This is a genomic window from Spirosoma panaciterrae DSM 21099 (genome assembly GCF_000374025.1).
GTDB lineage: Bacteria > Bacteroidota > Bacteroidia > Cytophagales > Spirosomataceae > Spirosoma > Spirosoma panaciterrae.
Genome location: NZ_KB893182.1, coordinates 1 through 24,498 on the forward strand (window position 1 = coordinate 1; position 24,498 = coordinate 24,498).

Below are 24,498 nucleotides of genomic sequence, written 5' to 3' on the forward strand. Positions count from 1 at the left end.
TTTCCACTGGTCAAAATAATAGTATACGGCTTGCCAGTGCGGAAAGCTAGGCGGCAGGTTTCGCCATTGACAGCCGGTGCGTAACATCCAGAAGATGGCATCCATGACGGCACGTAATTGGTGTTTACGCTTGCGTTGAAGGTTAAAAAAAGGCGAAATTGCTGCCCACTGGTAGTCGGTCAGTGGTTGCCACTGCTTAGTCATTACTTTGTTTCTTGGTCGATACAAAGTTGACTCGACTACCAGTCCTTATCAATTCCCCAACAAGCTCTTAGCAAATGACTATCGCATGACTTAGTCAGTTCTTTCACAGATTTAACGCGTACATTCCAATGAACAAAAATGATAAAATTGTAGAAGGTAAAAACGACCTTCGTAATTACCAGTTTGAGCATGTAAAAAAAGGGAAACGAATTTACAGCCAGATTTTTCCCGGTAGCTACCAAGAGTTTACCAACTTCTTTTACACAAAAAAGTGTCTATATTGTGGTAAGGAGTTTGAAGGTAAGAGAGTTGATGCTACTTTTTGCTGTCAAGGATGTCAAAAGGCGCGTATGAGGCTCAGAAGAAAATAATAATAAAAGGATAGACTATAGTAGCATCTATCCTTTTATTATTTAACATATAGGCATTAATTTCTCCTAGCTTCTTCAATATATTGGTTAATCAAATTATTATGCGTTTCTGAATCAATATAATTAAATATTGTCTCTGCTAATATTTTTTGAAACCCTCTTAATACCTCTGTTTTAGAATTTGCACTTAAATCGATTTCAAATTCTTTACAAATGACATGACTTAGATTTTCTTCATCAATAAAATAATTATATATTAATGGCTGTTTAAACGTTATTTCCATGCCACTAATATTCAAGTAATTTACAGATAGCTCTACTTGAGCTTCTTCCCTTTGAAAAAGAATATTCTCATTCATGGTTTTCTTTCCAAATGAAATTACACCATCTTTCTCCGTAACTTCAACTATTACATTTAAAATTTTCTTTTTTTCAATACTGTCAGGATTAGGTGGGCTAGTTTTTATTATTTCTTTATAAGTTTTTCTACTAATAGAAGGGTGGATTTTTTTATAATCACCGTTGGCACTACGAGTCTCTAATTTATAATCCTTACTAACTAGAATGTCCATAACGGGTTTTATAATTCTACGCCTAGTAGCTTCATTAGGAAAACGTTCTTCCAATTTAGCAATAGCCTCCTTAGAATTGTAATCTATATTAATTACATCTTCATGGTAATTTTTCATTAAATTTTTTCTCCAATTCCGATATTCTGTTTTTTCTCCATCATAGCCCATATACCGATCAATACTAAGCATAACTTCAAAGCTGCTAAACTTTGCATCAACAACTAAAGGCTCAGCAAATTCTCCAACATTAGACACAGCCTTTTCAAGTTGTTTTAAATCTGTAAAATCATCTTTGTATTTATTATAAAAATCATTCCTAGCGTATTCATGAGCAGATAGACTAATGTCTACCAAAAAATAGCCAGCATCATGTAATCTCACGGCTCTACCGTAACGCAGATTGACGTTGGTTGTTTTTAAAGCAAAATAGTAACCCGTTTCCCGCATTGATTTTAAAATCTGAGTTGGGGAATATAGAGGTTTAGGTAAATTATATATTTCTGGAATATCAAAGGAATATAGACTGTCTTCCTCTGGAATATAAATTGAGGGTATTTCATCAAGTGTAAGTATAGTGATATTGTTATAATTAGTCTCTCTATCTATTTCTACGCTAAAGAATATAGGAGTTTCGAGGAATACTTTGTGAAGAGACATTTCCCCATGAATGTAGTCGTATAAGGAAGTAGTATTAATACTCCAAACTAACCATCTATTAAAATAGTCGTTATAATCAACCCAATAAAATAATATATCTTTATCCATGGAATCTCTAAAATGGGATAATAGAGGCCCATCATATTCCATAAGATCAGATACCTTGCGAAGCTCTTTGTAAGGTAGATCGGGTATAGCCATACCATTTATTGCTTCCATATTACAAAGTATCGATAATATTAAACTTTTTAGCTCAGATCACAACCTACATATTCATAAAAAAGGAAATGCCCTTTATTATTTACAGAACTCATTATGCCATCTGATTTTGATAATGGGCCAGTTGCTACATGAGTATAGCCAAGCTTACTACGGGTATTAAGGGGATATTTATTAAATTGTTTTTTTGCATTTAATAAGCTATCAAAGAATGAAAGGGCACATACTCCACAGTGATATTCATCGCCCTTTAAAAGTCTTCTGGGCTTATTTTTTGCCTCGTCTTCAAGAAGATTAGGTAAAAAATTGATCTCGTCTGTTACAGGTTCACAACACCATCTGAAAGATTCTTTTTCGTCCTCAAAAAGAGAAGGATCAGGGCAAGGGATAGTGAACGATTGGCTATCAATAAGCAGTTGGTGTTTTAAAGGAGGGTTCATTGGGTGGAGGTATTTTTAAAAACTCTACATTAAAAGACCAAAGATTTTGTTACGCATAATCTATTCAAAAGTTTTAATAAAATTTCAAATTTAGAATTCATGTAACTCAATAAATGTGCAAAGATGTTACAGACTGTTACAGAAAAACTAAAAAAGCCCCAAATCGTGAGATTTGAGGCTTTTTGCTCCCGAAGCTGGGCTCGAACCAGCGACCCTCTGATTAACAGTCGTATCCAATAGCTTTTTATATATTAATAGAATGCTTATTTAGGTACTTTAAATATATTGATAGTCAGTAAGTTATATTGAATGATTTTATTTCTAATTATTGGTTTTATGCGTTGATTCTTTATTTTTGTATTGCAAGTTGTATTGCAACTTATGGCCAACTTGCAATACAATATGAGCAGAGCAACCGTAAACCTTTTCTTTGACAAACGAGCCAGCAAAGACGGGCAAGGTGTAATAAAATGGCTTGTCTGCCTTGATCGTAAGCAACGGCTTTTTAGTACTGGGCGTAAGATTTTACTGTCTGAATGGGATTTCCTACAGACTAATAAAAATAAGCTGGATAACCGAATCAAGGATGAGGGTAAAATACGGCTCTGGCATGAGTTTTACGGTGAAACGTTTAGGGATGAGTTAACAGGTAAAACGCAAACAAGCTACCTGAAACGGGCGCAAATTGTCATCGGTCAGTTAGTAGATCATTTCACGTTCGATGCATTTGCCGAAACTATTGCCAACTATGGCAAAGAGCCAGAGAGACCCGCCGAACAAACCGACCTCATTGCAGCACTATTAGCGAAAGCTGACAGTATGAGTAGTGCCGGGCGTATCGGTAATGCCATTAATTACGAATTAGCCGCAAAGTCACTACGTCGGTTTGTGGATTCGTTCACAGATGAGGAACGAAAAGAGTTTTTAAACTTACCTCTCCCTCGTCGATTTAGCCAACCCCGCCCAGTTGCCGTATTGTATTTTGAGCATCTTACATCGAACTTTCTGACAACTTATGAGCACTGGATGCAACATTATGGCAAAGCCCCACAGAGCAAGCTAAAGGCCGCAACAGGGGCGAGCTTGACCACCGTAGGAATTTACCTACGGCACGTGCGGGCCGTTGTCAATGATGCAATAGAAGCTGGATTAATGAGTCGGGATAATTACCCGTTCGGACGTAATCGGTATGTGATACCCGCTGGAGCCAACGTTAAGAAAGCCCTGCCCAAATCCGATATTGACAAGCTGAAAGCCTACCAACCCATAACTGGTACGACGGAGCAACGGAGCCATGATTTATGGCTATTTTCCTACTTCTGCAACGGAGCCAATCTCACTGACATTTGTCGCTTGACGTGGGGCCGGGTTGACCTCAAAGACGGTAAACTAACCTTTGTTCGGCAGAAGACAGCTAGGAGTAAAAAACATAGCCAAACTCCTATAGTAGCACATCTACGGCCCGAAACCCTCGCCATTATTGAGCGATGGGGAACTGCCGACCGACGCGCCAGTAACTTCGTTTTCCCATTCCTCAATGCTGATATGAATGAACGGCAAAGGAAACAGGCAGTACATCAGATAGTGAAAATGACGAATAAATGGATGGGCAAAATTGCCGAACAGTTAGGTATAGTAGGTGATGTAAACACTTACTCGGCTCGACACTCGTTTGCAACCAGTTTACTTAAGAGTAAAGCTCCACTTGCTTTCATTTCCAAGTCGTTAGGGCATACTAATCTCAAAACGACGGAAAGCTATCTAGGATCATTCGATGATGAAGAAGCAAAATCATTTTTAAATGCTCTTTAATATATGTCTGCTACCGAAGCACTTGCTAATCTAGAACCTCTGGTAGCTGTTGGCCAACTATTTGACAAAACAGATGAATGGAAGTGATAAATCTTACAGAATCTGAAAGCTACGAAAACCGACGAGCCCGCGCTTGGGAGTTAAAACAACAATTAGACAAATTGTCTTCTTTCAGCTTTAAATTAAAGTTCTGGCTGGAAAATATTGGCTCCTACCCTTGTCCTGTTACATTTCAAGATGGAGAAAATGCACCGTTTACATTGAGCCTTGATCCTGAAACGGACGACGATTTACGAGAACTACACCGAGTTTGGATGGACTTTCATAGGAAGAAATATGCATTAGAAAAAAGAGAGGTAAATAAATTCGGCTGGCGATGGAGTGAAGCTGAAAAGGTAAAAATTGCGTACCATATTCAATCATTAGAAACACTCCTTTCGGATTTAGAAATAAGGTTATCTACTACAACACGTCGGAACGATTTATTACAGAAAGAACTAACCAACGTAACTGCTGCCATTGATGCCGTTAGTAGAAAAGTCAATGGAGCTTTCTCAACACTGGCTGATGAGATTAAAGAACTACGAGACACGTTAGAAACGAACCGAGAATATGATTTTGTTTTTGTAAATGAGCATTTTCCTGGAACCAAAACCGCGCGTTTAGCTGAGGTTTGGGACATTGTGCATTATGAAAAGTACCTGAAAGACAGGTTGGCGAGTTGGCAAATTAACCCAGAATCCTCAGTGCTACCAGTCAATGATAAACGAAGTAACCCCAAACGCAATGAAGATACGGAGCGTAAAGCAAGACAAGCTGTCACGCTTTATGAAGATCAAATAGAATCAATTTTACAACGAGAGAGAGGGAAGCAATTTCCACTTACAGAGAAAGAGATAGTTAAAATGGCGATAAAAAAATTTATAGAATTAGCAACAGGGCGCAATTTAGGAGCTACACAAAGAAGCCTTGACCGTTATTTGGAAGACATTGGTAAAGTAGAAACATCCTTAAAATATGGTAGACAACTTGTCAGACAATTTAAGAAAGGAAATATTCTGAATGACAGGTAGTTATGTGTATTTTTAGACAAATTGAAAATTGTCTAATTTCTTGGAAGCAGAAATAGCCTGAACCTTGATTTATTGCGGTTGCAGGCTTTTTTATTTGTGGTCGAACTCAAAGAAACAAGTTATGACCATAGCAGAAAATCATTTGAAGATATGGGTTGATCAAACTTTACGGCCCGTATTACGTGAAATGTTACGTGATGAATTAGCGGACATTTTATCTAGTCTAAAAGTACAACCAACATCAGTAGATGAGGAAACAATCTTAACTGTTTCGCAAGCTGCGGACTTTTTAGGGATTACGCCACAAACAGTTTACCAACGCATTAAAGATCTTCCACATAAAAAGCGGTTCGGTCGATTGTATTTTCTTAAAAGTGAACTGGTCGCTTATCTTCAAGCCGGGACACAAAATCAGGAAATGATATGAGCGCACTACAAGACATCCGCCAACTTGTTGACGCTCGCAAAACCGCACTAAAGCCCAACTTCCCAACTCGTTGTATACCTCGAAGCAAATACAACGATAAGGATGCAAATGTATTAACTCGTTGTGTTGTCGGCTACTTTAATCTATCTGGCTATTTTGCTACTAGACTACAACCAACTGAAACATACCATGAAGATATAAACTGGTATATACCCTCGCAGCAAGGTATAGGGTTACCTGATTTGTTATATATCGTCAATGGTTGTGCAGTAGTTGTTGAGATAAAGATCGGTAAAGATCGCCCGCCAGAAGTTCAAAAATAACTCGCAAGACACATAAATAGGTTGAAGCCAGTATTTAATCGCTCGTCCGTTTCAGGACTTCTGCGAATGGCCTACCGATTTTCGTGCATCGTATCCACGTCAGCCTTGTTTGCTTAAGCTATATGCAACAAAACGGGCTGATGCCCCTAGCATCAGCCCGTTCTAAATATTACCAATATGAACGAAGAACATAACAAAAATACGTCCATTTTGCAAAATATCCACATCAGCGATGGAACAGATTTAAATAATCTTGCCAGCGAAATGCAGATTGGTATGTTTCGCATACGAACTGCGCAGGATGTCTTAGATTATGCCTCACAACTACCTGCGCCGGTTGAGCTTTATCCAAATCTCATTATCGAGAATGAGCTAACCATCTTATTTGCCGATACAGGAATAGGCAAGACGGTTTTTGCTACTCAAGTTGGTATCGACATTGCCACTGGCGCCAGTAAGACAGTGTTGTATGTGGATTTAGAGTTGAACGACCGGCAGTTCTTAAAGCGGTACCAAGGGCAGGATGGGCTTTTGTTTCGATTTCCTCCTAACTTCTACAGAGCCGACTTTACACCACAATTTCAGGCTCCCAACGGCTTGAGCTATCTGGATTACTTCATACAAAGTCTGGAACAGGCTATTGATGACACTGGGGCTGAGGTAATCATTATCGACAATCAAACCAAACTGGTTGCAGGGGACACTGATTCAGCTAAGACAGCTATTCCTGTACTGGAACATTTGACCCGCCTGAAGCTTAACAAAGGTATAACCATTATTATACTGGAACACAACAAAAAGGTCGATTCTTCCCGTCCTATCAGCCTAAACGACCTGCAAGGGTCAAAGATGAAATCCAACTTTGCGGATGCCGTTTTCTCAATTGGCCGTAGCCTGACTGACAAAAATTTGCGCTATATAAAGCAACTCAAAGCACGTAGCGCTGAACTGGTTTATGACACCGAGAATGTGGCCACTTACGAAATTACCAAGGAGGACGGCTATCTACATTTTGCCCACATTGGCTTCAGTAGCGAGTTTGAGCATCTCAGACAACCAAACAGAGACGAGGGAAAAAACGATACGCTAACCGAGCAATACAATTGTATACAGGATTTAAAGCGGGCTGGCTATAGGGGTGATTCACTTGCCCGTAAGATGGGGATGAGTAAAGGAAATATCAGCAAGATCGAGAAGAAATATGAAACCGAACTTTCCTGCGCACTTTCAAATCAATTTATAGCAGAAACTATGCAGGAAACCTATTAATCAAAGTTTCCAGAGTTTCCTGTACTATCAGTATGGAAACTCTGGAAACTTGGAACCTATTAAGAACTTGGCTTCTATGAAATCCATATTAGACGTTACTGTGAGTTGTTTTGCAAACTTTAAAGCCGCTGGCAATCCACAACCCGTAAACCTGCTACAGTGGTTAAGATCGGATAAATATGCTAACCGAGTGGTCAATATCCGAACTATTGCCGATAAGAAGGAACGAGATGCGCTAAAGGCCACTTTACCGGCAATTACACCAAGTGGTCAGTTTACTTACCGTGAAGCATCGTCATTGGTACAACACAGTGGGCTAATCTGTCTTGATATTGATTTTAAAGGAAATGAGCAAATCAGCAACTACAACTACTTGAAAAAAGAACTCAGCCACATTCGCAACGTAGCCTATTGCGGTCTATCAGTGAGTGGCACAGGGTTATTTCTGCTGGTGCCTATTGCTTACCCTGAGCAGCATGTCAGTCAATTCAACGCCCTGCAACAACTGTTCAAAAGTCATTTTAGCGTTCGAATAGATAATACACCCGATGTGGCTCGTTTGCGTGGCTACTCGTTCGATGCCGAGGGATATTATAATCACTATGCAACGCCCTTCACAGGCCTATACAAAGCACCGGTAATAACGCGTCGTAGTGTACCTACTATTACAGCTAGCGATGCGGGCGAAATCTTATCTCATTGTATAAAGTTGGTCGAAACAGCCTCTGAAGGACAACGACACCAACAACTATTAAAGGCAGCAAGATTGGCAGGTGGCTTTGTTGCGGGTGGTTTCATTGATGAGAACCTCGTTGTTGAAACTCTGGAAACAATAGTGAGTAAGTGGCCGAACTTTACAAAATCTCGAAAAACGATTCGTGATGGACTCAGTAACGGTAAACAAAGCCCATTGCATATTGATGGATGGCGCTGCTCTCAACAGTATAGTACAGGGTATAAATCCGTAGTCGGCACCATAACCAAACAATATTCCAATTCAGGCAATATGCAACGAGTGTCAGCCGCTGAAGTCGATCTATCACCAGATATTAAAGCCGCCGAACACTCTGTCGGAAGTAACGAATACTTATCAGATATTGCGGCCACTTCAACTTACAATCAGGACGCATCAGTGGCACCTACACGAATTAAGGATCAGGTTAACCCGCCGATTCTGACTGACGATTTGCCACTGACAATGACTGAACTGGCGTTACAACGGATGAACCAGCGCAACCCAGCCTTACAAAGATTAGTTGAAACACTTGACTTGGTGGATAAAGAAACCGGGAGATCGATTCGATTTACAAACTAAAGACAGGTTATAAGCAGGTTATACTTCTACAATAATACGAGACGATATTTACCGGGATGGTCAAGAATATCAATTCAAGTAGGGGCAAAGTGGTAACTCAAAGGGGCGGCCGAAAGGAGTCGGAGATAAAGCTAAACTAATTCTGCAATGCTTGGACTCGGAACTGTTAACCAATCCATGTCTATTACAAGCACTCTTAGTTTAGAGGAGATGATTCCATTAGCAATTATCCAGAAAGCGTTGAAAGGCAATACAGCTGCCTATAAAGCAAGTATTGATACAGCTTACGGTAAAAATCGAAAAGTCTATGAAGTCGATGAATAAAGGTAGTAAGCCAGAGCGTCGAAAGTATAATGGTCAGGAAACATTGGACTTGATTTACGAAGCTGTTTTTGCGGGTAAAACCAACAAAGAAATTGCTTCTTTACTACTGATTAATCCTGATACATTCTATGAATGGAAAAAAAATATACCCGATATATCCGAGACAATAAAAAGAGCCGAAGCTAATCATCGTGAAGAGATTCGAAATGCAGCTCGTATATCTCTGCTAAAACGAATTGAAGGGTATACTGTTGAAGACAGGCAAACTACGGAACGTCATGACAAAGATGGTAATATTGTAGCTAAGACGACGAAAACGACCATCAGGTATATAATGCCTGACACAATGTTGCTCATGTTTGTATTGAACAATCTTGATAGTGAAAATTTTTCAAACAGCCAGAGAGTAAAAGTGCCTGAAGAGATTTCTGCTGGTGAAAGTATATTTTTAGAGGTAACGGAACAGGAAGCTGAATTAATCCGGCAGTTAAATGAATTAAACGGGCAAAACCTGACTTCGCTTTGAACTGATATTATATTCCGTAAGAATATTACATTTGCAAAAACTTGAAATTATCGAATAAACAGCGGAAACACTGACATATTGAATAGCGTTTAACGAAACTTCCTGCCGTCGAAATCTGGTAAATTTTATTGTGCAAGGGAGTGAGGTTGAACGCCCCGCGTCATGGCGTGGGGTGTTTGCTTCATTCTTGCATATAGGCTTACCAGAGCCTCGACGGCGGAATGAGTGCAGCCCCGCGCTATTTTTTTGTGTTGGTACAATTTACCCTCACAAGCTCATGAAAACATTTCTATGCCTTCTGATTACCATTGTTGTTAGTTCATCTAATTCAACTCAGGAACGATATAAGCTTAAGCCTAATACAACTGTAGAAGGTGCATTGAAAGAGTTTTGGTCAGGCCGGATAAAATTAGCCGAAGATCAACAGTCTAGTGATTTACAAGTGTTCTGGGCAAAGCATAAGGACGAAATCCTGAACAATATGGTTGTCGCAGATAAATATGTTTCTTCCAAGGGCGATCTATGCTTGGTTATGTATAGAATTACAGTTGGCGACAAGATATCTAGGAAGACACAATGGTTTCGTAAGCTAGATGATAACTGGGCAGCAAGTAATTTATATGCTTCTTCGCTTGACGATGATCCGTTACATGACGGGAAAGGTGAGTTAGTAAAAAAGTGGCTGGCCAAGGCTGAAGCTTGGGAGCAAGAAGATTCTTCTGAAGTGTGGTGGTAAATGGAGTATTTAGCTATTTGAATTTTTAAAATTGGTTAAGTACTAGCTACTACAGCTAAAAACAAGTAAGTAAATTGACCAAGGGGACACGAAATAAAATCTTCAAATACTCTCAGTATTAAGAGCAACTTTGGTATCTTATGTATAAACAGCAAGCCACTCTGGCTTATTCAGCATTTCCTGCAAAAATGAGGCTTTTAGAAACTTTCGATCATCATACCTATCTATGTTATAATTTTCGATCTCATCGTTTAGAATCTCCTCGTAGGTAGCCCCATGTTTTCTCCTTGTGTTTCGATTGAATCTATTAGCCAGTGTCCTCAGTTCCGTTTTCGAAAATTGTCTAACTTCTTCATTGTAACGGGTTGTTATTTCAAACAGCCAGTCCCAGGTAGCAACCTTGTGAGAATCATTATTAAATGACATCGATATTTCGTCTTGGCTAAGTTCTCCATAATTAGTTGCATCTGTATTATTAATAGTTATAACAATCTCAAACTCTTGATCCAATGCTTTAAAGGCATAAAATGATTTTCGCCTATTCTCAAACGGATTCTTCGAGGATTTACACTTTTTATTACATTTACTACAGAGTGGAACAAGATTTGAGAAATTAACTGAGGCAAAAGGATATTCTGCTTTTGGGCCATAATGATCATTATCTTCTCTGTATCGTGACTCGGTACTTTCAACAGGAAGAATTCCACAGCAGGGACAAAATTTATAATTTGCCTTTTGATGTTCAATTAGCTTATTGTAATAGTCTAGCTTCTCCTTTGCGGTAATAAGATCACTGTAACACTTAATTAAAAAAGTTTTCATTTTTTTCTCTACAACATCAGGTAATATATCGAGGCCAATAGGTTCTTTTTGTGCTTCGCATAATTCCTCGATATTATTATTTACAAAGAATGCTTCTTTGATGTCAGCCCGTTCTTCATCTGTTAATTTCTTACAGATTTCATAGATTTCATCAACAGCTGTCTTTACCCAATCGCGTTCCCAATAAATTTCTTCGAATTCATTACTAAGTAGGTCTGTACAAAGTATTTCATCTTGAGCTTGGCACCAGACCTCACAAATCAGATGTTGAAAATACTGCTGATAGACAAATACGGGATGTTCGTCCAAAGGCTTATAAGTTCTTAACATCTGGTTCGCTCTTTAATTTTTTATTCAAACGGGATAATACTAAATCCTTTTCTATAGATTCTCCTAGCTTACGCAATTCTGCTTTAGCTTTTTCGATCTGAGCAACACCTTGAATCGAATCTATATCAAGAGCTTCAATTTGTGAAAACGATAAATCACCGATAGATTGCGTGTATCCAAATAATCTGTCCAATATCAATTCCACAGAAGTGCCATAAGTATTAAAGGTATTTTCTAGCTCCGAAACCTTCATAGCTGTCGTTTTTCCCATACCATCTTTTTCAAACAGTATCACATTGTCGGGCAAACAATCTGAAATAATAAATGGCGAATGTGAGGTGAGTAATATATCCTTCAGTAAATGAACGTTGAAATTAACAAGAACAGAAGCTTCAGGACTTCCGGCAGAGATACTATCATTAAGTACTTTTACAAACTTGGCACGCCAGCTGGGGTTGAAATGTGTTTCAGGTTCATCTAACAGTAGGATAGAACGCTTGTTTTTTAGCAGTAGGCAAATACCCATAGTGTGGATAAATTGGTGTTCTCCATCCGAAAAGCTACGCAAAAGTAAATCTTTCTTCTCTCCGGTTTTCTTTAATTCTTTAGTGATATAGAAGTCCAGAAAGTGGAAAACATCTTGCTGCGCACTACCCACCGGAAGTTTACCATCGGTGTATACTCCTTTGGAGCGATACACTTCTTCTTTTGCTTTTTCGTTCACAAAATGTGAATTCAGTTCATACAAAAGTCGAAAGCACTGAAAGCATTCAAAAGAAGTTTTGAAGTGCTTTTGGAATGCCTGTTTTGTGGCATCGTTTACAAAAAAGTCCAGCCATAAGGTTTTTTCTTTTTCATCGTAAAACAACGCAGTAGCACATTTCTTCAGGCTATCCAACTGATGTTTTTCAATCAGTTTAAGAATGGATATATTTCTTTCTTTCCCTTTGTCATCTTTAAACACAAAATCGTGCAGGCGAATATTCATCCGGAAGCTGCGAAGACCTAGGATACCTGTGTTATCTACATCTCGAAATGGTGCTAATGTATCTTCCTTTTCAAATAATAAACACGATAATAATACCGCCTGACTCATGTTGCTGTCGATGTAAATCAGACTGTTCTCTGGTTCATCGTAACGCTCATAATTATCACGCGTAGCTTGGCGGTATTCATCCAGATGGATAAGACGACTTTTGATGAAAGGCAAGCTCAAGATTTCATTCTCACCAGAAGAGTAACCCACGATATGTTGTGGTAGGTACTGCTTGCCTTCCGCTGCCTCTTGTTTGTTAATGGAAGGTAATAAGGAAACTCTCCTTACCTCTACCGTATCATCGAACGGATAAGGCTGAATAAACAATTGCGGTTCTTCGCTTTCTTTTTTTATTATAGTGACTTTTTCGAAAGAATGAACAGCATAAGCATTATTATTCTGCTGGCCAATCAGATATTCCAATGTAAATGCATCAGGAGTGCATTTAGCACGTTCGAAGTTACCTGGATCTTTTATGCTTTCTGGTAGATAACGGGCTACACAAAGCTCCAAGTGAAAAAAAATATTGGCCAACGCTTCCAACACATTCGACTTGCCGCTGCCATTTAAGCCCGCGAAACAAAATGGGCGAAACTGCTTCATAGACTCCGTATCTTCAAGTGTATGGAACTTGATCTCAAAGCCTTTTTGTAGGCTCCGGAAACCTTCGTTGTTTTCTATCTTGAGCCTAAGGAGTTTCATGCAACGACAAGATTAACACTTTTGGTTAGTTCATCAAATACCTGTTGCACTTTGCCTTCTTTCAATAGTTCGAATACGAAGTTCTTAGCTTTATCGTAGATGACAGTATCGTAAAGCCTCTTGTCATTCAATTCATTTTTATCAAGCCGATCTATGAGTAATTGAATAGCTGTTTCGCTGCTATTTTGCTTGAAAAATTCGTAATCATTTTCAAGTAATACTTCAAGATCTACGGCTGTGTTAAAAGTTAATTCGCCTGCAAAAGCAAGTTGGGCGATGTTGATATTCAGATTCCTTATATAATTTAAATTTACTTCTAGCGATTTTTTTATTGATTCTATCTTTAAAGCAATTTTAGCAAACTTTATTTGTAGGACTTCCGGAGGGAGATATACAGGAAACTTTTTCAGCTGAGTTGAATTTATTGAAGCAATGCCTGTTGTTTGCTTCGCGGACTTTAAAAAGTAACTTTTTCCGTATGCACTCGATGTTTGATAAGACAAGAAGACAGGATTTAATTTTTCTTTATCCTTAATCCTAACACGAAAAATGTGATTTTGAAAAATGCAATCTTCAATTTCGTTTTTCCATAGTGATCCTCTTCCTAGTTTATCAGGATCACCTCCCTCGGTTAATAATAAGTCATCCACCTGCAGATTATAACGAGCTATTTCTTCTTCCGTAGCTTCAATCTCTTTAATCTCAGATAAATCAAGATAGCCATCCTGAACGTTAGCAACGCGCATGTAAGGTGCATAGACCGTAGTTTTGTTAGAGTAGTCTTTGCCCTTAGTTATACCAGAAGTTACGTCTGCGATATCTGATAAATTGATTACATCTTTACCTTCATACTCCCCAAACATTTTCCAAAAAGTACTTCTCAGTAATTCGTCATATTTAAGAATGGTTTCGATTCGCTTATACAGAATAGCTTTTGACTTATCTAAGATTGCTACAATTTTGTTTTGTGTCTCGAAATCAGGAAGATTTACTTCAAAGTCTTTTATATCACTTACAGAGACATTTTTGATTGTTGCACTTTTTGCTTTGTTAATTATTTCCTCAATAGAATGTGCTATTTTATAATATATCCAATCAATATTGACACCAGCTTTGGGCTCTATCTTGACAATTCTTTGATTTAACAAAGCTGAATTTCCATGCCATTTGTAGATTTTAATTGTCCCTGATAGGCTTAAAAGAATGTCGCCTTTATTTATGATGTATTTTTTGTCGTAGTCTAGATTCCAATAAACAAAGTCATTAGCATGAAGATCAAGGTTATTTATTCTAATTATTGGAATACCTTGCTCAGAAAAATCGTTTGACTTCCAAGCATTGCCCGATATAAAGGTGCAAATCTGATTTAACTTTACTCTCTCCATCACCCAATTAAAATTTTAAGCTCATCCATATCTTTTTTAATTTCTTTTTCCAATTCTATTAATGCATCCAATATTTTTTGTGGCGGCTCGTAAGCTTGCTCTTGATACTCGAATTTTTTGTAGCGATTGTAGCTCAAGTCTAACCCATTGTCTTTTATCTCGGCTAAGGGTACATAAAAATGATTGGAGCGCTCAATCGGTGTTTGCATGGCTCGTTGCTTATATATATCGACTGCTATCGGTAAGGGATTTACTGCTAGCTTCCTGCGGTTGTCATCAAGGCTATAGCCATCGTTCTTCAATTCATAGAACCAGACTTTTTCAGTATGCCAAGTGGTGCTGCCTTCTTCTGCCTTCGTAAATACCAGAATGGCAGTTTTTACTCCTGTGTAGGGCTTAAATGCTCCGCTAGGTAAGGAGATTATTGCCTCGAGTTGGTTGTCTCTCAATAATACCTCACGTGTTTGTTTTTGATTTTTGCTTCCCCCAAATAACACACCTTCTGGAATGATTACCGCAGCCTTACCACCAGGACGAAGCATTTTTGAAATTCGGATGAGAAACAACAGCTCACTTTGTGTACCATTAATCTTTAGCTTGTCGCTCATACCTCCTTTATCGATACGTCCTGTAAAAGGCGGATTTGCCATCACAACAGAGTATTCACCGTCTGGGTATTCCTGATCGTACTTTTTGGAAAGCGTATCCACATTTTCAATCTGTGGTATCTTAATGCCATGTAGCATTAGGTTCATCAAACCAATCCGCACCATAGTCTGATCCATATCAAAACCAAAGAAGGCTTTTTCGTTTAGATGATCCCAAACGTCTTGTCTCGTAATCAAATCGCCTCCGTACTTCTTAAAACGTTTCAGTCCGTTCTCATCTAGCACAATTTCCTCTGGACTGCTGTGTTTGGTGAGAATATGCTGATAAGCACCTAGCAAAAAACCGCCAGTCCCGCATGCAGGGTCGCAAATTGTGTCTGTCCAATCTGGGTCAATTATCTCGCACATGAATTGAATCAGGTGGCGAGGTGTACGAAACTGACCATTTTTACCTGATTGGCTGAGTTCTTTTAATAGGTATTCGTACACATCGCCCTGCGTGTCCTGAAACTGTTGTCCTTTGTTTTGTTGTTTTTTTATCTCTTCAAATATTTCATCAATTGCACTTACTGCTTCATCCAGCAACGCAGAATTGTTGATAATGAAGAATGCATTTTTCATGTGACGTGCGTATGGCTGCGAAGGATCATTTAGATCCTTTATAAAAGGAAATGCCTTCTTCGAAACTGTTTCGAGCATATTATCAGGATCAAGATTTCTAAACTGAGACCAACGGCAATCGTCAGCGTTTTCATAAACAGGATTCTTATCTTTATCCAAAATAGGTTTTCCATCTTCACCCAGTTTCGGCCGGACAAACAATGTTTTGTATTCAGCACCGGTAAATTCCGCTATAGTCTTAGCATTTGTATCTGCATCGTCAATCCTCCGCATAAAAAGCAGATAAGAGATTTGCTCAATAGCTGTGACAGGATTCGTGATTCCACGGCTCCAGAACTTATCCCAAAGATTATTAATCTTCGTTTTTAATTCGTTTGATAACATTTTTACTTTCCGATTTTAATTATGCTGCTATTCGATGAATAACGCCAATAATTTCTTCTATTTCCCTTGGCGAAAACATGCCTAGAATCCCCTGTGGATGTAACTGAGTAAAAGGCGGATTTATCAAGTCTTTCTTCTGCGCTGTTCCTTTATCAATCAAATACTTCTGCAGCAATTTCACGAATTCGATCTGGTTGTTGGTTAGATTGTTGTGCTGCTGAATGAATACATTGAATGCTGTAGTGACGGTTTCTTCAAAAGTATGAATAGGCTCTACCTGCAGAATGTGGCGGATGAACTGTAGGAATTTTGCATGCTGGTTTCCATACACACGTTGCAGTAGTTTTTCAGTCACGAATGGATCACGTTTATTCATCAATTGTGCCAACGCATCTATCTCATGCTCTGTAATGGCCTCACCAGATTTTATTTTCTGCAATACCAAATGGGTTTTTGCTAACTGTTGAACCATATTTTCCACCATTTCTTTGTAGCGGCTTACGCTCACTAATTCATTTTCAGGGCCAAACTCAATCATTTCTTTTTTGTAGGTAACATCCTGCAGATTGAGGCTCGCCTGTTCATCACCCCAATCAAAGCGCTGACGGTAGCGCATAAGGGGGGCTATTTTTTCAATCGCTTGTTTGAGATCCTCTTCAGAAGTGTTAGTCCAGAAACTGTTTTTTAAAGCACGTTGAACAAGCTCTTTTTCCTTTGCTACTACACCTATGTTCAAGGGTAATTCTGCTATTTGGGTAACGATAAGTTCACGAAGGTTTTCTATTGCCTGTTCATCGGTTTTCAACTGAGCAATAGAAAATTCCACTATGTCCTTCTCAAAACGCATAGCTTTAAAATCTAGCGATGAAAGCGCTCTTAGCAAGGGAGCAATGGTTTGATCCAGAAATTGAATCTTATCGTCATTGAGATGTTCCCAGAAAGCGGGATCTGCTACTATTTGCAAGTGCGTGGCATTATCTAGTACCAGCACATTGTTTTGGGGAAGTGCATTAATAAGTTTTTCTAATTCAAACTTCTCTGACTGCGCAATATCGGAATTTCTTTCACGCGCGAGCTTTAGTTTTTCCAGCCGCATTTTGAAAAGTCGCACAGGTAGTGCAAGCTGAGATTTGTTCTCTTTTCCTTTCGGCTTAAGTTTAAAGTATTCAAAATTGTCCCAGCAATCTATGATGAGGAACTTATCCTTTTCATGGCACCAGCTTCTTCGGTCTTTTTTATCTAGTACGCGTGTACCTCTTCCAATCATCTGCCAGAATTTGGTGTAGGAAAAGATAGGTTTGGCAAATACAAGGTTCACCAACTGCGGAATGTCGATGCCTGTATCGAGCATGTCCACACTGATCGCGACTCGTGGGAGGTCGTTATTTTTGAACTGATCCAGCAATCCACCTTTGCCATACACGCGAGGATCATCCGATACAATCACTTTAGCAATTTCACCTGCACCCTGCGGATAGAACTGATCGAAAATTTCTTTAATCCTTCTTGCATGGGTCATGGTCATACAGAAAAAAATAGTCTTTCCTGGCAATACTCCATTGGGATCTTTAATACATTCCTCCCAAAATTCACGAACAATCAGCGCATTCGTTCCTTTGTTAGTGACTGTCTTTTCAATATCAGTTCCTTCAAAGTTAATTTCAGCCGGGTCTTTATTTTCAACCATCAGCTTGTGTTGATCTTCTTCGCTGATAGTATGAATATGTATACCCTCCTGCTGAAATTTAGTGGTTAGCTTCATCACCTCGAAGTTAGAGAGATATGGTGGTTTGTTGTTTACCGCATCTTCGAATGTATATGCAAAAGTGGGAAGGCCATCCTCACAGTCGAAAAGCTGAAAGGTATTGTGGTCAACAGTCTCAGTAGGTGTTGCGGTTAGGCCAAGCACAGCCGAGTCAAAGTAGCTTAGTATATTTTGGTACACATTGTAGATCGAGCGATGGCTTTCATCAATAATAATCAGATCAAAAAAGTGTGGTGACAAACTTTCCTTTTCACCCTCGATGATATTCAGTATTGTTGGGTATGTAGACACGTAAACACGTCTGTCTGTGGTTAATTTCGCTTCACCCGTTTGTGGCCATACAGAATATTGCGGTACATATTCTTTGAACGCTTCCACAGCTTGGTCCCGTAATGCAATTCTATCTACCAGAAATAATACCCTTGAAATCCATCCTGCTCGCATCAGCCCATCGATCATCGCAATACAAGTTCTGGTTTTGCCAGTTCCTGTTGCCATGGTAAGGAGGAATTTTCTTTTCTTTTGTTCTATGGCTTCAAACACTGCACGGATAGCTTGTATTTGATATGTTCTACCTGCAATACCAACATTAATCAATTCATTCGCAAGCGGTTTTCTGTTTTTGCGAATAAATGCCATACGTTCAAGATCGGAGCGGGTTGGAAAGGCATGGATCTTTCGGGGTGAATAATTTCCTAAATCCCAGAGCCAGATGTCATTTCCATTAGTATACATACAAAACGGAAGCTCGCTGTTGAATTGCTTCTGGATGTTATAAGCATATTGCTTGGCTTGCTCTTCACCTACACGAGCATCTTTAGTAGATCTCTTTGCCTCCACAACGGCCAAAGGCTTACTGTCTTTACCGAGCAAAACATAATCACTGAATTCGGAACTGTACTTTATTAATAGCTCATCAACAGCACTTGCATTACTAGAAATATAAAACTCTTCAATTACCTGAGTACGGTCAACAACATTCCATCCTGCTTTTTTCAAATTCAGATCGATTTGCCTTCGCGTAAGTTTTTCGGGTTCCATTTCTATATTCAGACTATTGATCACCTAGAAAAAGATTTACTTCCCTTTGTATACTCTAGAGCAAATGTTGTTCAAGTTTATTTTTGTCAAGGTACACTGAATTTTAAGGCCAACAAATGATTCAATGCTTCAAATAATTACCTATTTTCTCCGGCCCTCAGAAGGGGTACAACGCACGAAAATGAGAAGCGAGAATCTAAAGCCCGTTTTAGTATGCCAAAATTTCATTTTACCAACTAGTTAAAACAAAATAAAAAAGCACTTATCGTTATTGGTAAGTGCTTTTTTAAGTTAGGAGTTGATGAAGTTCAACCAACGATCCGCCGTCTGTAAGGCAATTGCACCATATTAACCAATAAGAATGTATTGCAAGTTGTATTGCAATGAACATAAAAAAGCACTTACCATTTATGATAAGTGCTTGATTTACAGGGCTCCCGAAGCTGGGCTCGAACCAGCGACCCTCTGATTAACAGTCAGATGCTCTAACCGACTGAGCTATTCGGGAATTGTGGTGCAAAACTAAGGGCTTTTTACATACTACGCAAGCATTTGCCATGAAAAAAGACTTTTTTTTGCGACCATTTCAGGTAACTCCATGGGAATCAATTGCCCCGCCATCGCACTTTATCGGAAAGCGTCGGGCCGATGGTTGGGTACGTTCTCCAATATCAACTCCTTGATGCGTCGGGCATCCGCTTTGGAGAAGTTTCGGATAACAATCTCCGGGCGAGCGCGGGGAATAACCCGGATCGTGGAAAAAAAGAGCCCGTTATCGATTTCAACACCGGATATGTCCGAAAAGAAGACGAAGTTATCAGTACCGCCAATTAGCTTGCGAGACCGAAATGTGACGCCTTTGTCGTTGAATGCTACCTCGTCGGGGGTAAGCGGATCTTTAAAGCTGCTGCTGCGGAATTTTTCGTTTGGCATATGTGGGAGGCAGTCGTGCGTAGGTAGAAGAGAAGGGCGAGAATCCATTTAGCAGTCCTATTCCTGCGCCAGCATTCTCACTTCTCGCTCCTGGCTACTCACTACTTTTTAGGTATATAAATCACTTTTTTGGTTTCGAAAAAAGGCTCCTTAAAATAGTCGGATAAGTCGTAAACCCGGTATCGGTCCGGAATCTCGGCTAACTCTTCGGTCAGGTCGCCCCCTTTGAGGTACAAAACACCATTGGGCCGGTCGTTGTTGCCCGCTTTATGGATTTTATAACGTACCCAGCCCAAAAAGGGCTTTAGTCGCGTAACAGCCCGGCTCACCACAAAGTCGTAGGTGGTATTCAGTTGCTCAACACGCGCCTGCTCGGCTTTTATATTTTTTAGCCCTAATGCATCGGCCACCTCCTGCACCACCTTTATTTTCTTGCCAATGCTATCGACCAGGTGAAAATCGACCAGCGGATACAGAATCGCCAATGGAATACCCGGAAACCCGCCCCCCGTACCCACATCCAGAATTTCAGTACCCGGTTTAAAGTCCACAATTTTGGCAATGCCCAACGAATGAAGCACATGCTTTTCGTAAAGCGCATCAATATCCTGTCGCGAAATTACGTTGATTTTCGCGTTCCAGTCCCGGTAGAGTCCATCCAGGGCCGCAAATTGCTCCTTTTGTTCAGCGGTCAGGCCCGGAAAATAGTTTAAAAGCAGGTCAATGTTCATCCGTAAATGCGATAGCCTGATGTATATATTGCCCTGGTGGTAGATGGGTGGTGTCCAGACGTACCAGTCGACGTTGTTATATAAATCAGTTTATTTCCAGTAAAGTCGTTTTTTGCGCCGTATAAACAGGGTTGTTAGCCCCGATAATCCGTAATAGATCGCTAACATCACATCCATTACAGGCATGATAGCCCAATGTACGGTATGCGCCAAACGATAACTGATTCGCCCAACGATACCCCAGAACGCTATAAGCCGAAGCAGAAAAGCGCCCGTTGCCGTCAGCAAAAATAACCATTCGTGGCTGGTAAACGAACGATGCTGCCATTCGTGTATAAGAACAACAAGGCCAGCAGCCATTGCCAGTACCCACGAGAGAACGTGTGAACCGAGGAGCAGCGCCAGCCGTAGTTTATGCCCTGGCTTGTAATACTTACCCGCGTTGAGGTGCCGACGCTTCTGTTGCCGCCATTCGCTCCAGGTTTCTTTAGGGGCCGACCAGGTGAAGGTATCGGGGTGCAGGCAGACCGCCGTATTTTTACCCGTGGCTACTTCATTCACAAAAAGATCGTCGTCGCCACCCATTACGTTCATGTGCGAATAAAACCCCCGGTTCGCAAAAAACAGGCTGATTCGGTAGGCCAGGTTCCGGCCAACTCCCATATAAGGCGAACCCGCCAGGGCTAACGAAACATACTGAACGGCGGTAAACAAGGTTTCGGAGCGGATAAGCAGGTTTAGCAACCCCGGCTGCTGATAATAAGGTGAAAAGCCCAGCGTAAGCTCCTTCTGATCGGTTGCCAGGGGCGCTACCATTCCTGCCAGCCAGTTGGTTGAAGCGGGGCGGCAATCGGCATCGGTAAAAAGAGCAATCGGGTAAGTTGCTTTTTTGAGCGCTATGGTAATGGCATATTTTTTCGGGGTTACATGCTCATGCTCTTTATCGATTCGGATAAACCGTACCCGGTCGAGGTGGGCAATGTCATTTTCCAGAAAAAGGAGTGTGCCATCCGTTGAACGGTCGTCCATAACCAGCACGTCGAAATGTGGATAATCCTGCTCATTTAAGAGGGGGAGAAGTTCCTGTAGGTTGTCGAGTTCATTGCGGGCGCATACCACCACCGTAACCCCAACCGTTGAGCCGCTCGAAAGTGGCTGTTGCCTGTTAACATCACCTGGTTCAGATTGTCGATAGAGCGCTGTTCTGGAGTAAACAAAGAAGATGTAAATAAGCTGAATGCCGACCATAATCAGCCAGGCTATCAGTAGGACCGTAATCACCAGGAGTAAATGTTTATTCGTTAATGCGTTGATTTTTAATGAAGCCGCAAAGATAGGTGGCAAAGGGCAGAGAGCAAAGGGCAGAGTGGTTAGGGCATGGAGCAGGGTTGACTCAGAGTAGTCGGAATTGTGTGACAACTATAACCGAGTTATGCCCTAACCCTCCGCCCCTGCCCAAATCCCTTTGCCCCATGCCCCTTGCCACCTATCTTTGTACCATGACATTTTCTATTACTGCTCATGATCCGCAGTCGAAGGCCCGAACAGGCAGCCTGACAACGGATCATGGTCTTATTCAAACACCAATTTTTATGCCAGTCGGAACGGCTGGCACGGTGAAAGCCGTTCATCAGCGCGAACTGGAAACCGACATCAATGCCGAAATTATTCTGGGCAATACCTATCACCTGTACCTTCGGCCGGGATTGGATATTCTCCTTCAGGCGGGTGGATTGCACGCGTTCAATGGCTGGCAGCGGCCCATTCTGACCGATTCAGGTGGCTACCAGGTCTACTCCTTGTCGGGAACGCGTAAGATCAAAGAAGAAGGGGTTACGTTTAAATCGCATATCGATGGCTCAAAGCATACCTTCACGCCCGAAGGCGTTATGGATATTCAGCGGATCATTGGGGCGGATATCATCATGGCGTTCGACGAGTGTACGCCCTATCCCTGTGACTATGGCTATGCCCGGCAGTCGATGGACATGACGCACCGATGGCTTGATCGATGCATTGCCCGCTTCGACGGCAGCGATGGGCTGTATGGGTATCGTCAAACGTTGTTTCCAATTGTACAGGGGAGCACCTATGCCGATTTACGCCGACAGTCGGCTGATTATGTAGCCAGTAAAGAACGGGACGGCAATGCGATTGGAGGATTGGCGGTAGGTGAACCTGCCGAAGAAATGTATAAAACCATTGAGCTGGTCAATAGCATATTGCCTGTCGATAAACCCCGCTATCTGATGGGGGTGGGAACACCCGCCAATATCCTGGAAGCGATCGCCCTGGGTATCGATATGTTCGATTGTGTCATGCCAACCCGCAATGCTCGTCATGGTATTCTGTTTACGACAGAGGGCATAATTAATATCAAAAACGAAAAATGGAGCCGCGACTTTAGTCCGATCGATTCGGCCCTGGGGGGATATGCCAGTACATTTTATACGAAAGCGTATCTGCGGCATTTGTTCAAAGCCGAAGAACTGCTAAGTGGGCAGATTGCCAGCCTGCATAATCTGACTTTTTATTTGTGGCTTGTTCGGCAGGCACGGGCGCATATCGAAGCGGGTGATTTTGTGGGCTGGAAAAATGAGGTGGTGAACAAGTTTATGCGTCGATTATAAGCCAGATAGTCAATTGGTTAGCTAAAAAAAGTCTCCTAAGCGTACAGCTTAGGAGACTTTTTTTATGTTTTGTCGTCATACTGTATGATTAAGGCCACTTCGGGCCTTCTGGAAGGATGCTAACTCCTGGACGATTTCGGTATGGTCACATCGACGAAGTTTGAGCCCCCCACACAGCCCAATTGGTGGTTTTTGCCCGCCGATCGGGTGGTACGACTGGTATGGCTGGCCCGAAACCGTGTCCTGCTGCTTACGTTTCTCTTTGCTCTCCTTGGGCTGGTAACCGCCTTTTTACTACCTCAGGAATTTAGGGCAGAGGCACGGATTATGCCCGAAATGAATACGAGTGCCGGGAGTTTATTTAAGCGACTATCGTCGGTAGCCGCGTTTGCCGATTTGGATCTTTCTGATACGGAGGGCATGGATGCTGTTCGGCCTGATCTCTATCCTAATGTCTTACAGAGTACCCCTTTTGCTTTGTACCTGATCAGCCAGACGGTTTATCCGAATGATGGGCTTGCGACAACAGTTGGGCGGTTTTTGCTGCCTGATTCGACGGGCTGGTCATTCAGACACTGGTTTTCATCCAGGAAAGAAGTCGCCGGGCCATCGGTTTCGAACCGGCTTAAAGGCCCTATACGCTTATCGGATCGGCAGCAGGAACTGGTTGAGGAAATCGGTGAGCGAGTGAGTGCCCGGCTGGATACACGTTCGGGGATTATTACGATTGTGTCGCAAATGCCCGATGCCGAAGTAGCTGCGCAGGTAGCGCAGAAGGCCATGACGTATCTGACGCTTTACGTAACCGACTATCGTACAGAAAAGGCCAGAGCCGATTTTGCTTTTTATAGCCGTCAATTGGCCGAAGCCCGTCAGCGTTACCAGGATGCCCAGTTCAAAGTATTTCAGTACAACGACAATCACCGGAATGTAATACTCCAGACCGTAGCAATGGAGCGGTATCGGTTAGATGCTGACGTGACCACGACCGAGACGGTATTTACCGAGTTATCGCGTCAGTACGAACAGGCAAAGCTTAAAGTACAGGAGCAAACGCCCGTTTTCAAAGTACTTGAACCACCCAGAGTACCACATCAGCGAGCCTCTCCCAAACGAACCGTTGTATTACTCGCTTTTATCCTGCTGGGCCTGATCGTGAGTGTATTGTCGGTGCTGGCCGAACAGCCTGGTTTAAAAGCGCGTGTACGAACGATGATAACCGATGTATAGCTGATGGAGGGA

At 41.2% G+C, this 24,498-nt stretch carries 23 protein-coding genes and 1 tRNA gene; 12 read left to right on the forward strand and 12 right to left on the reverse strand.

Going from position 1 to position 24,498, the window contains the following annotated elements:
• The coding region (locus tag B153_RS0112815) for a transposase (RefSeq protein WP_020597120.1) at nucleotides 1-204 on the reverse strand (204 nt) is incomplete at its 3' end.
• Nucleotides 205-332: 128 nt separating this feature from the next.
• Between B153_RS0112815 and B153_RS0112820 the strand changes: the two genes are divergently transcribed.
• Nucleotides 333-575, forward strand: coding sequence for a hypothetical protein (locus B153_RS0112820; protein WP_020597121.1), 243 nt, complete (start codon nucleotides 333-335; stop codon nucleotides 573-575).
• 56 nt (nucleotides 576-631) lie between these two features.
• Here the strand turns inward: B153_RS0112820 and B153_RS0112825 are convergent, their stop codons facing one another.
• Nucleotides 632-2,023, reverse strand: coding sequence for a DUF6575 domain-containing protein (locus tag B153_RS0112825; protein ID WP_020597122.1), 1,392 nt, complete (start codon nucleotides 2,021-2,023; stop codon nucleotides 632-634).
• A 29-nt stretch (nucleotides 2,024-2,052) separates the two neighbouring features.
• Entirely contained in the window at nucleotides 2,053-2,463 is a 411-nt protein-coding gene (locus B153_RS37640; RefSeq protein ID WP_157634666.1) for a hypothetical protein, read from the reverse strand.
• Nucleotides 2,464-2,865: 402 nt separating this feature from the next.
• Between B153_RS37640 and B153_RS0112830 the strand changes: the two genes are divergently transcribed.
• The 9 genes from B153_RS0112830 to B153_RS0112870 all read left to right on the forward strand — a co-directional run bounded on the left by B153_RS0112830 (nucleotide 2,866) and on the right by B153_RS0112870 (nucleotide 10,268).
• Entirely contained in the window at nucleotides 2,866-4,275 is a 1,410-nt protein-coding gene (locus B153_RS0112830) for a site-specific integrase (RefSeq protein WP_020597123.1), read from the forward strand.
• Between the two features lie 77 nt (nucleotides 4,276-4,352).
• The gene (locus B153_RS0112835; RefSeq protein ID WP_020597124.1) at nucleotides 4,353-5,348 is read left to right on the forward strand and encodes a hypothetical protein; all 996 of its coding nucleotides are present in this window, start codon (nucleotides 4,353-4,355) and stop codon (nucleotides 5,346-5,348) included.
• Between the two features lie 121 nt (nucleotides 5,349-5,469).
• Nucleotides 5,470-5,775, forward strand: coding sequence for a helix-turn-helix domain-containing protein (locus B153_RS35030; RefSeq protein ID WP_020597125.1), 306 nt, complete (start codon nucleotides 5,470-5,472; stop codon nucleotides 5,773-5,775).
• Nucleotides 5,772-6,098, forward strand: coding sequence for a hypothetical protein (locus B153_RS0112845; RefSeq protein WP_020597126.1), 327 nt, complete (start codon nucleotides 5,772-5,774; stop codon nucleotides 6,096-6,098). Before B153_RS35030 ends, B153_RS0112845 begins: the two co-directional genes overlap by 4 nt.
• A 177-nt stretch (nucleotides 6,099-6,275) precedes the next feature.
• Nucleotides 6,276-7,367 carry an AAA family ATPase gene (locus B153_RS36605; RefSeq protein ID WP_020597127.1) on the forward strand — a complete coding sequence of 364 codons (1,092 nt, stop codon included), beginning with the start codon at nucleotides 6,276-6,278 and terminating at the stop codon, nucleotides 7,365-7,367.
• 76 nt (nucleotides 7,368-7,443) lie between these two features.
• Entirely contained in the window at nucleotides 7,444-8,682 is a 1,239-nt protein-coding gene (locus tag B153_RS36610) for a BT4734/BF3469 family protein (RefSeq protein WP_020597128.1), read from the forward strand.
• 147 nt (nucleotides 8,683-8,829) lie between these two features.
• Nucleotides 8,830-9,006 (forward strand): hypothetical protein, encoded by a 177-nt coding sequence (locus B153_RS38555; RefSeq protein ID WP_245564880.1) that lies wholly within the window; start codon nucleotides 8,830-8,832, stop codon nucleotides 9,004-9,006.
• Nucleotides 8,990-9,532 carry a hypothetical protein gene (locus B153_RS0112865; protein WP_211221670.1) on the forward strand — a complete coding sequence of 181 codons (543 nt, stop codon included), beginning with the start codon at nucleotides 8,990-8,992 and terminating at the stop codon, nucleotides 9,530-9,532. Before B153_RS38555 ends, B153_RS0112865 begins: the two co-directional genes overlap by 17 nt.
• Nucleotides 9,533-9,809: 277 nt before the next feature.
• Nucleotides 9,810-10,268, forward strand: coding sequence for a hypothetical protein (locus B153_RS0112870; RefSeq protein ID WP_020597131.1), 459 nt, complete (start codon nucleotides 9,810-9,812; stop codon nucleotides 10,266-10,268).
• A gap of 138 nt (nucleotides 10,269-10,406) precedes the next feature.
• Here the strand turns inward: B153_RS0112870 and B153_RS0112875 are convergent, their stop codons facing one another.
• From B153_RS0112875 to B153_RS0112915, 9 genes are all read right to left on the reverse strand, one after another.
• Nucleotides 10,407-11,399, reverse strand: a complete 993-nt coding sequence (locus tag B153_RS0112875; protein WP_211221671.1) for a hypothetical protein — start codon at nucleotides 11,397-11,399, stop codon at nucleotides 10,407-10,409.
• 4 nt (nucleotides 11,400-11,403) lie between these two features.
• On the reverse strand, nucleotides 11,404-13,158 hold the full coding sequence (locus B153_RS0112880; protein WP_020597133.1) for a restriction system-associated AAA family ATPase: 1,755 nt from the start codon (nucleotides 13,156-13,158) through the stop codon (nucleotides 11,404-11,406).
• A complete protein-coding gene (locus B153_RS35045) occupies nucleotides 13,155-14,543 on the reverse strand; it encodes a restriction endonuclease subunit S (RefSeq protein WP_020597134.1) in 1,389 nt (462 codons plus the stop codon). The genes B153_RS0112880 and B153_RS35045 overlap by 4 nt, the downstream gene beginning before the upstream one ends.
• Entirely contained in the window at nucleotides 14,543-16,156 is a 1,614-nt protein-coding gene (locus tag B153_RS0112890; RefSeq protein WP_020597135.1) for a type I restriction-modification system subunit M, read from the reverse strand. The genes B153_RS35045 and B153_RS0112890 overlap by 1 nt, the downstream gene beginning before the upstream one ends.
• 19 nt (nucleotides 16,157-16,175) lie before the next feature.
• Nucleotides 16,176-18,962, reverse strand: a complete 2,787-nt coding sequence (locus B153_RS0112895) for a type I restriction endonuclease subunit R (RefSeq protein ID WP_020597136.1) — start codon at nucleotides 18,960-18,962, stop codon at nucleotides 16,176-16,178.
• Between the two features lie 434 nt (nucleotides 18,963-19,396).
• Nucleotides 19,397-19,470 (reverse strand) — tRNA-Asn (locus tag B153_RS0112900).
• A gap of 119 nt (nucleotides 19,471-19,589) precedes the next feature.
• Nucleotides 19,590-19,895 (reverse strand): PH domain-containing protein, encoded by a 306-nt coding sequence (locus B153_RS0112905; RefSeq protein ID WP_026262118.1) that lies wholly within the window; start codon nucleotides 19,893-19,895, stop codon nucleotides 19,590-19,592.
• A gap of 101 nt (nucleotides 19,896-19,996) precedes the next feature.
• Nucleotides 19,997-20,626, reverse strand: a complete 630-nt coding sequence (rsmG, locus tag B153_RS0112910) for a 16S rRNA (guanine(527)-N(7))-methyltransferase RsmG (protein WP_020597138.1) — start codon at nucleotides 20,624-20,626, stop codon at nucleotides 19,997-19,999.
• Nucleotides 20,627-20,716: 90 nt separating this feature from the next.
• Nucleotides 20,717-21,970 carry a glycosyltransferase gene (locus tag B153_RS0112915; RefSeq protein WP_020597139.1) on the reverse strand — a complete coding sequence of 418 codons (1,254 nt, stop codon included), beginning with the start codon at nucleotides 21,968-21,970 and terminating at the stop codon, nucleotides 20,717-20,719.
• Between the two features lie 155 nt (nucleotides 21,971-22,125).
• On the opposite strand from B153_RS0112915, the gene tgt reads away from it, so the two are divergent.
• Both tgt and B153_RS0112925 read left to right on the forward strand, forming a co-directional pair.
• Nucleotides 22,126-23,256 (forward strand): tRNA guanosine(34) transglycosylase Tgt, encoded by a 1,131-nt coding sequence (gene tgt, locus B153_RS0112920; RefSeq protein WP_026262120.1) that lies wholly within the window; start codon nucleotides 22,126-22,128, stop codon nucleotides 23,254-23,256.
• 141 nt (nucleotides 23,257-23,397) lie between these two features.
• Nucleotides 23,398-24,486: a GNVR domain-containing protein gene (locus B153_RS0112925; RefSeq protein WP_020597141.1), complete on the forward strand. Its 1,089-nt coding sequence runs from the start codon at nucleotides 23,398-23,400 to the stop codon at nucleotides 24,484-24,486.
• Nucleotides 24,487-24,498 lie beyond the last annotated feature (12 nt).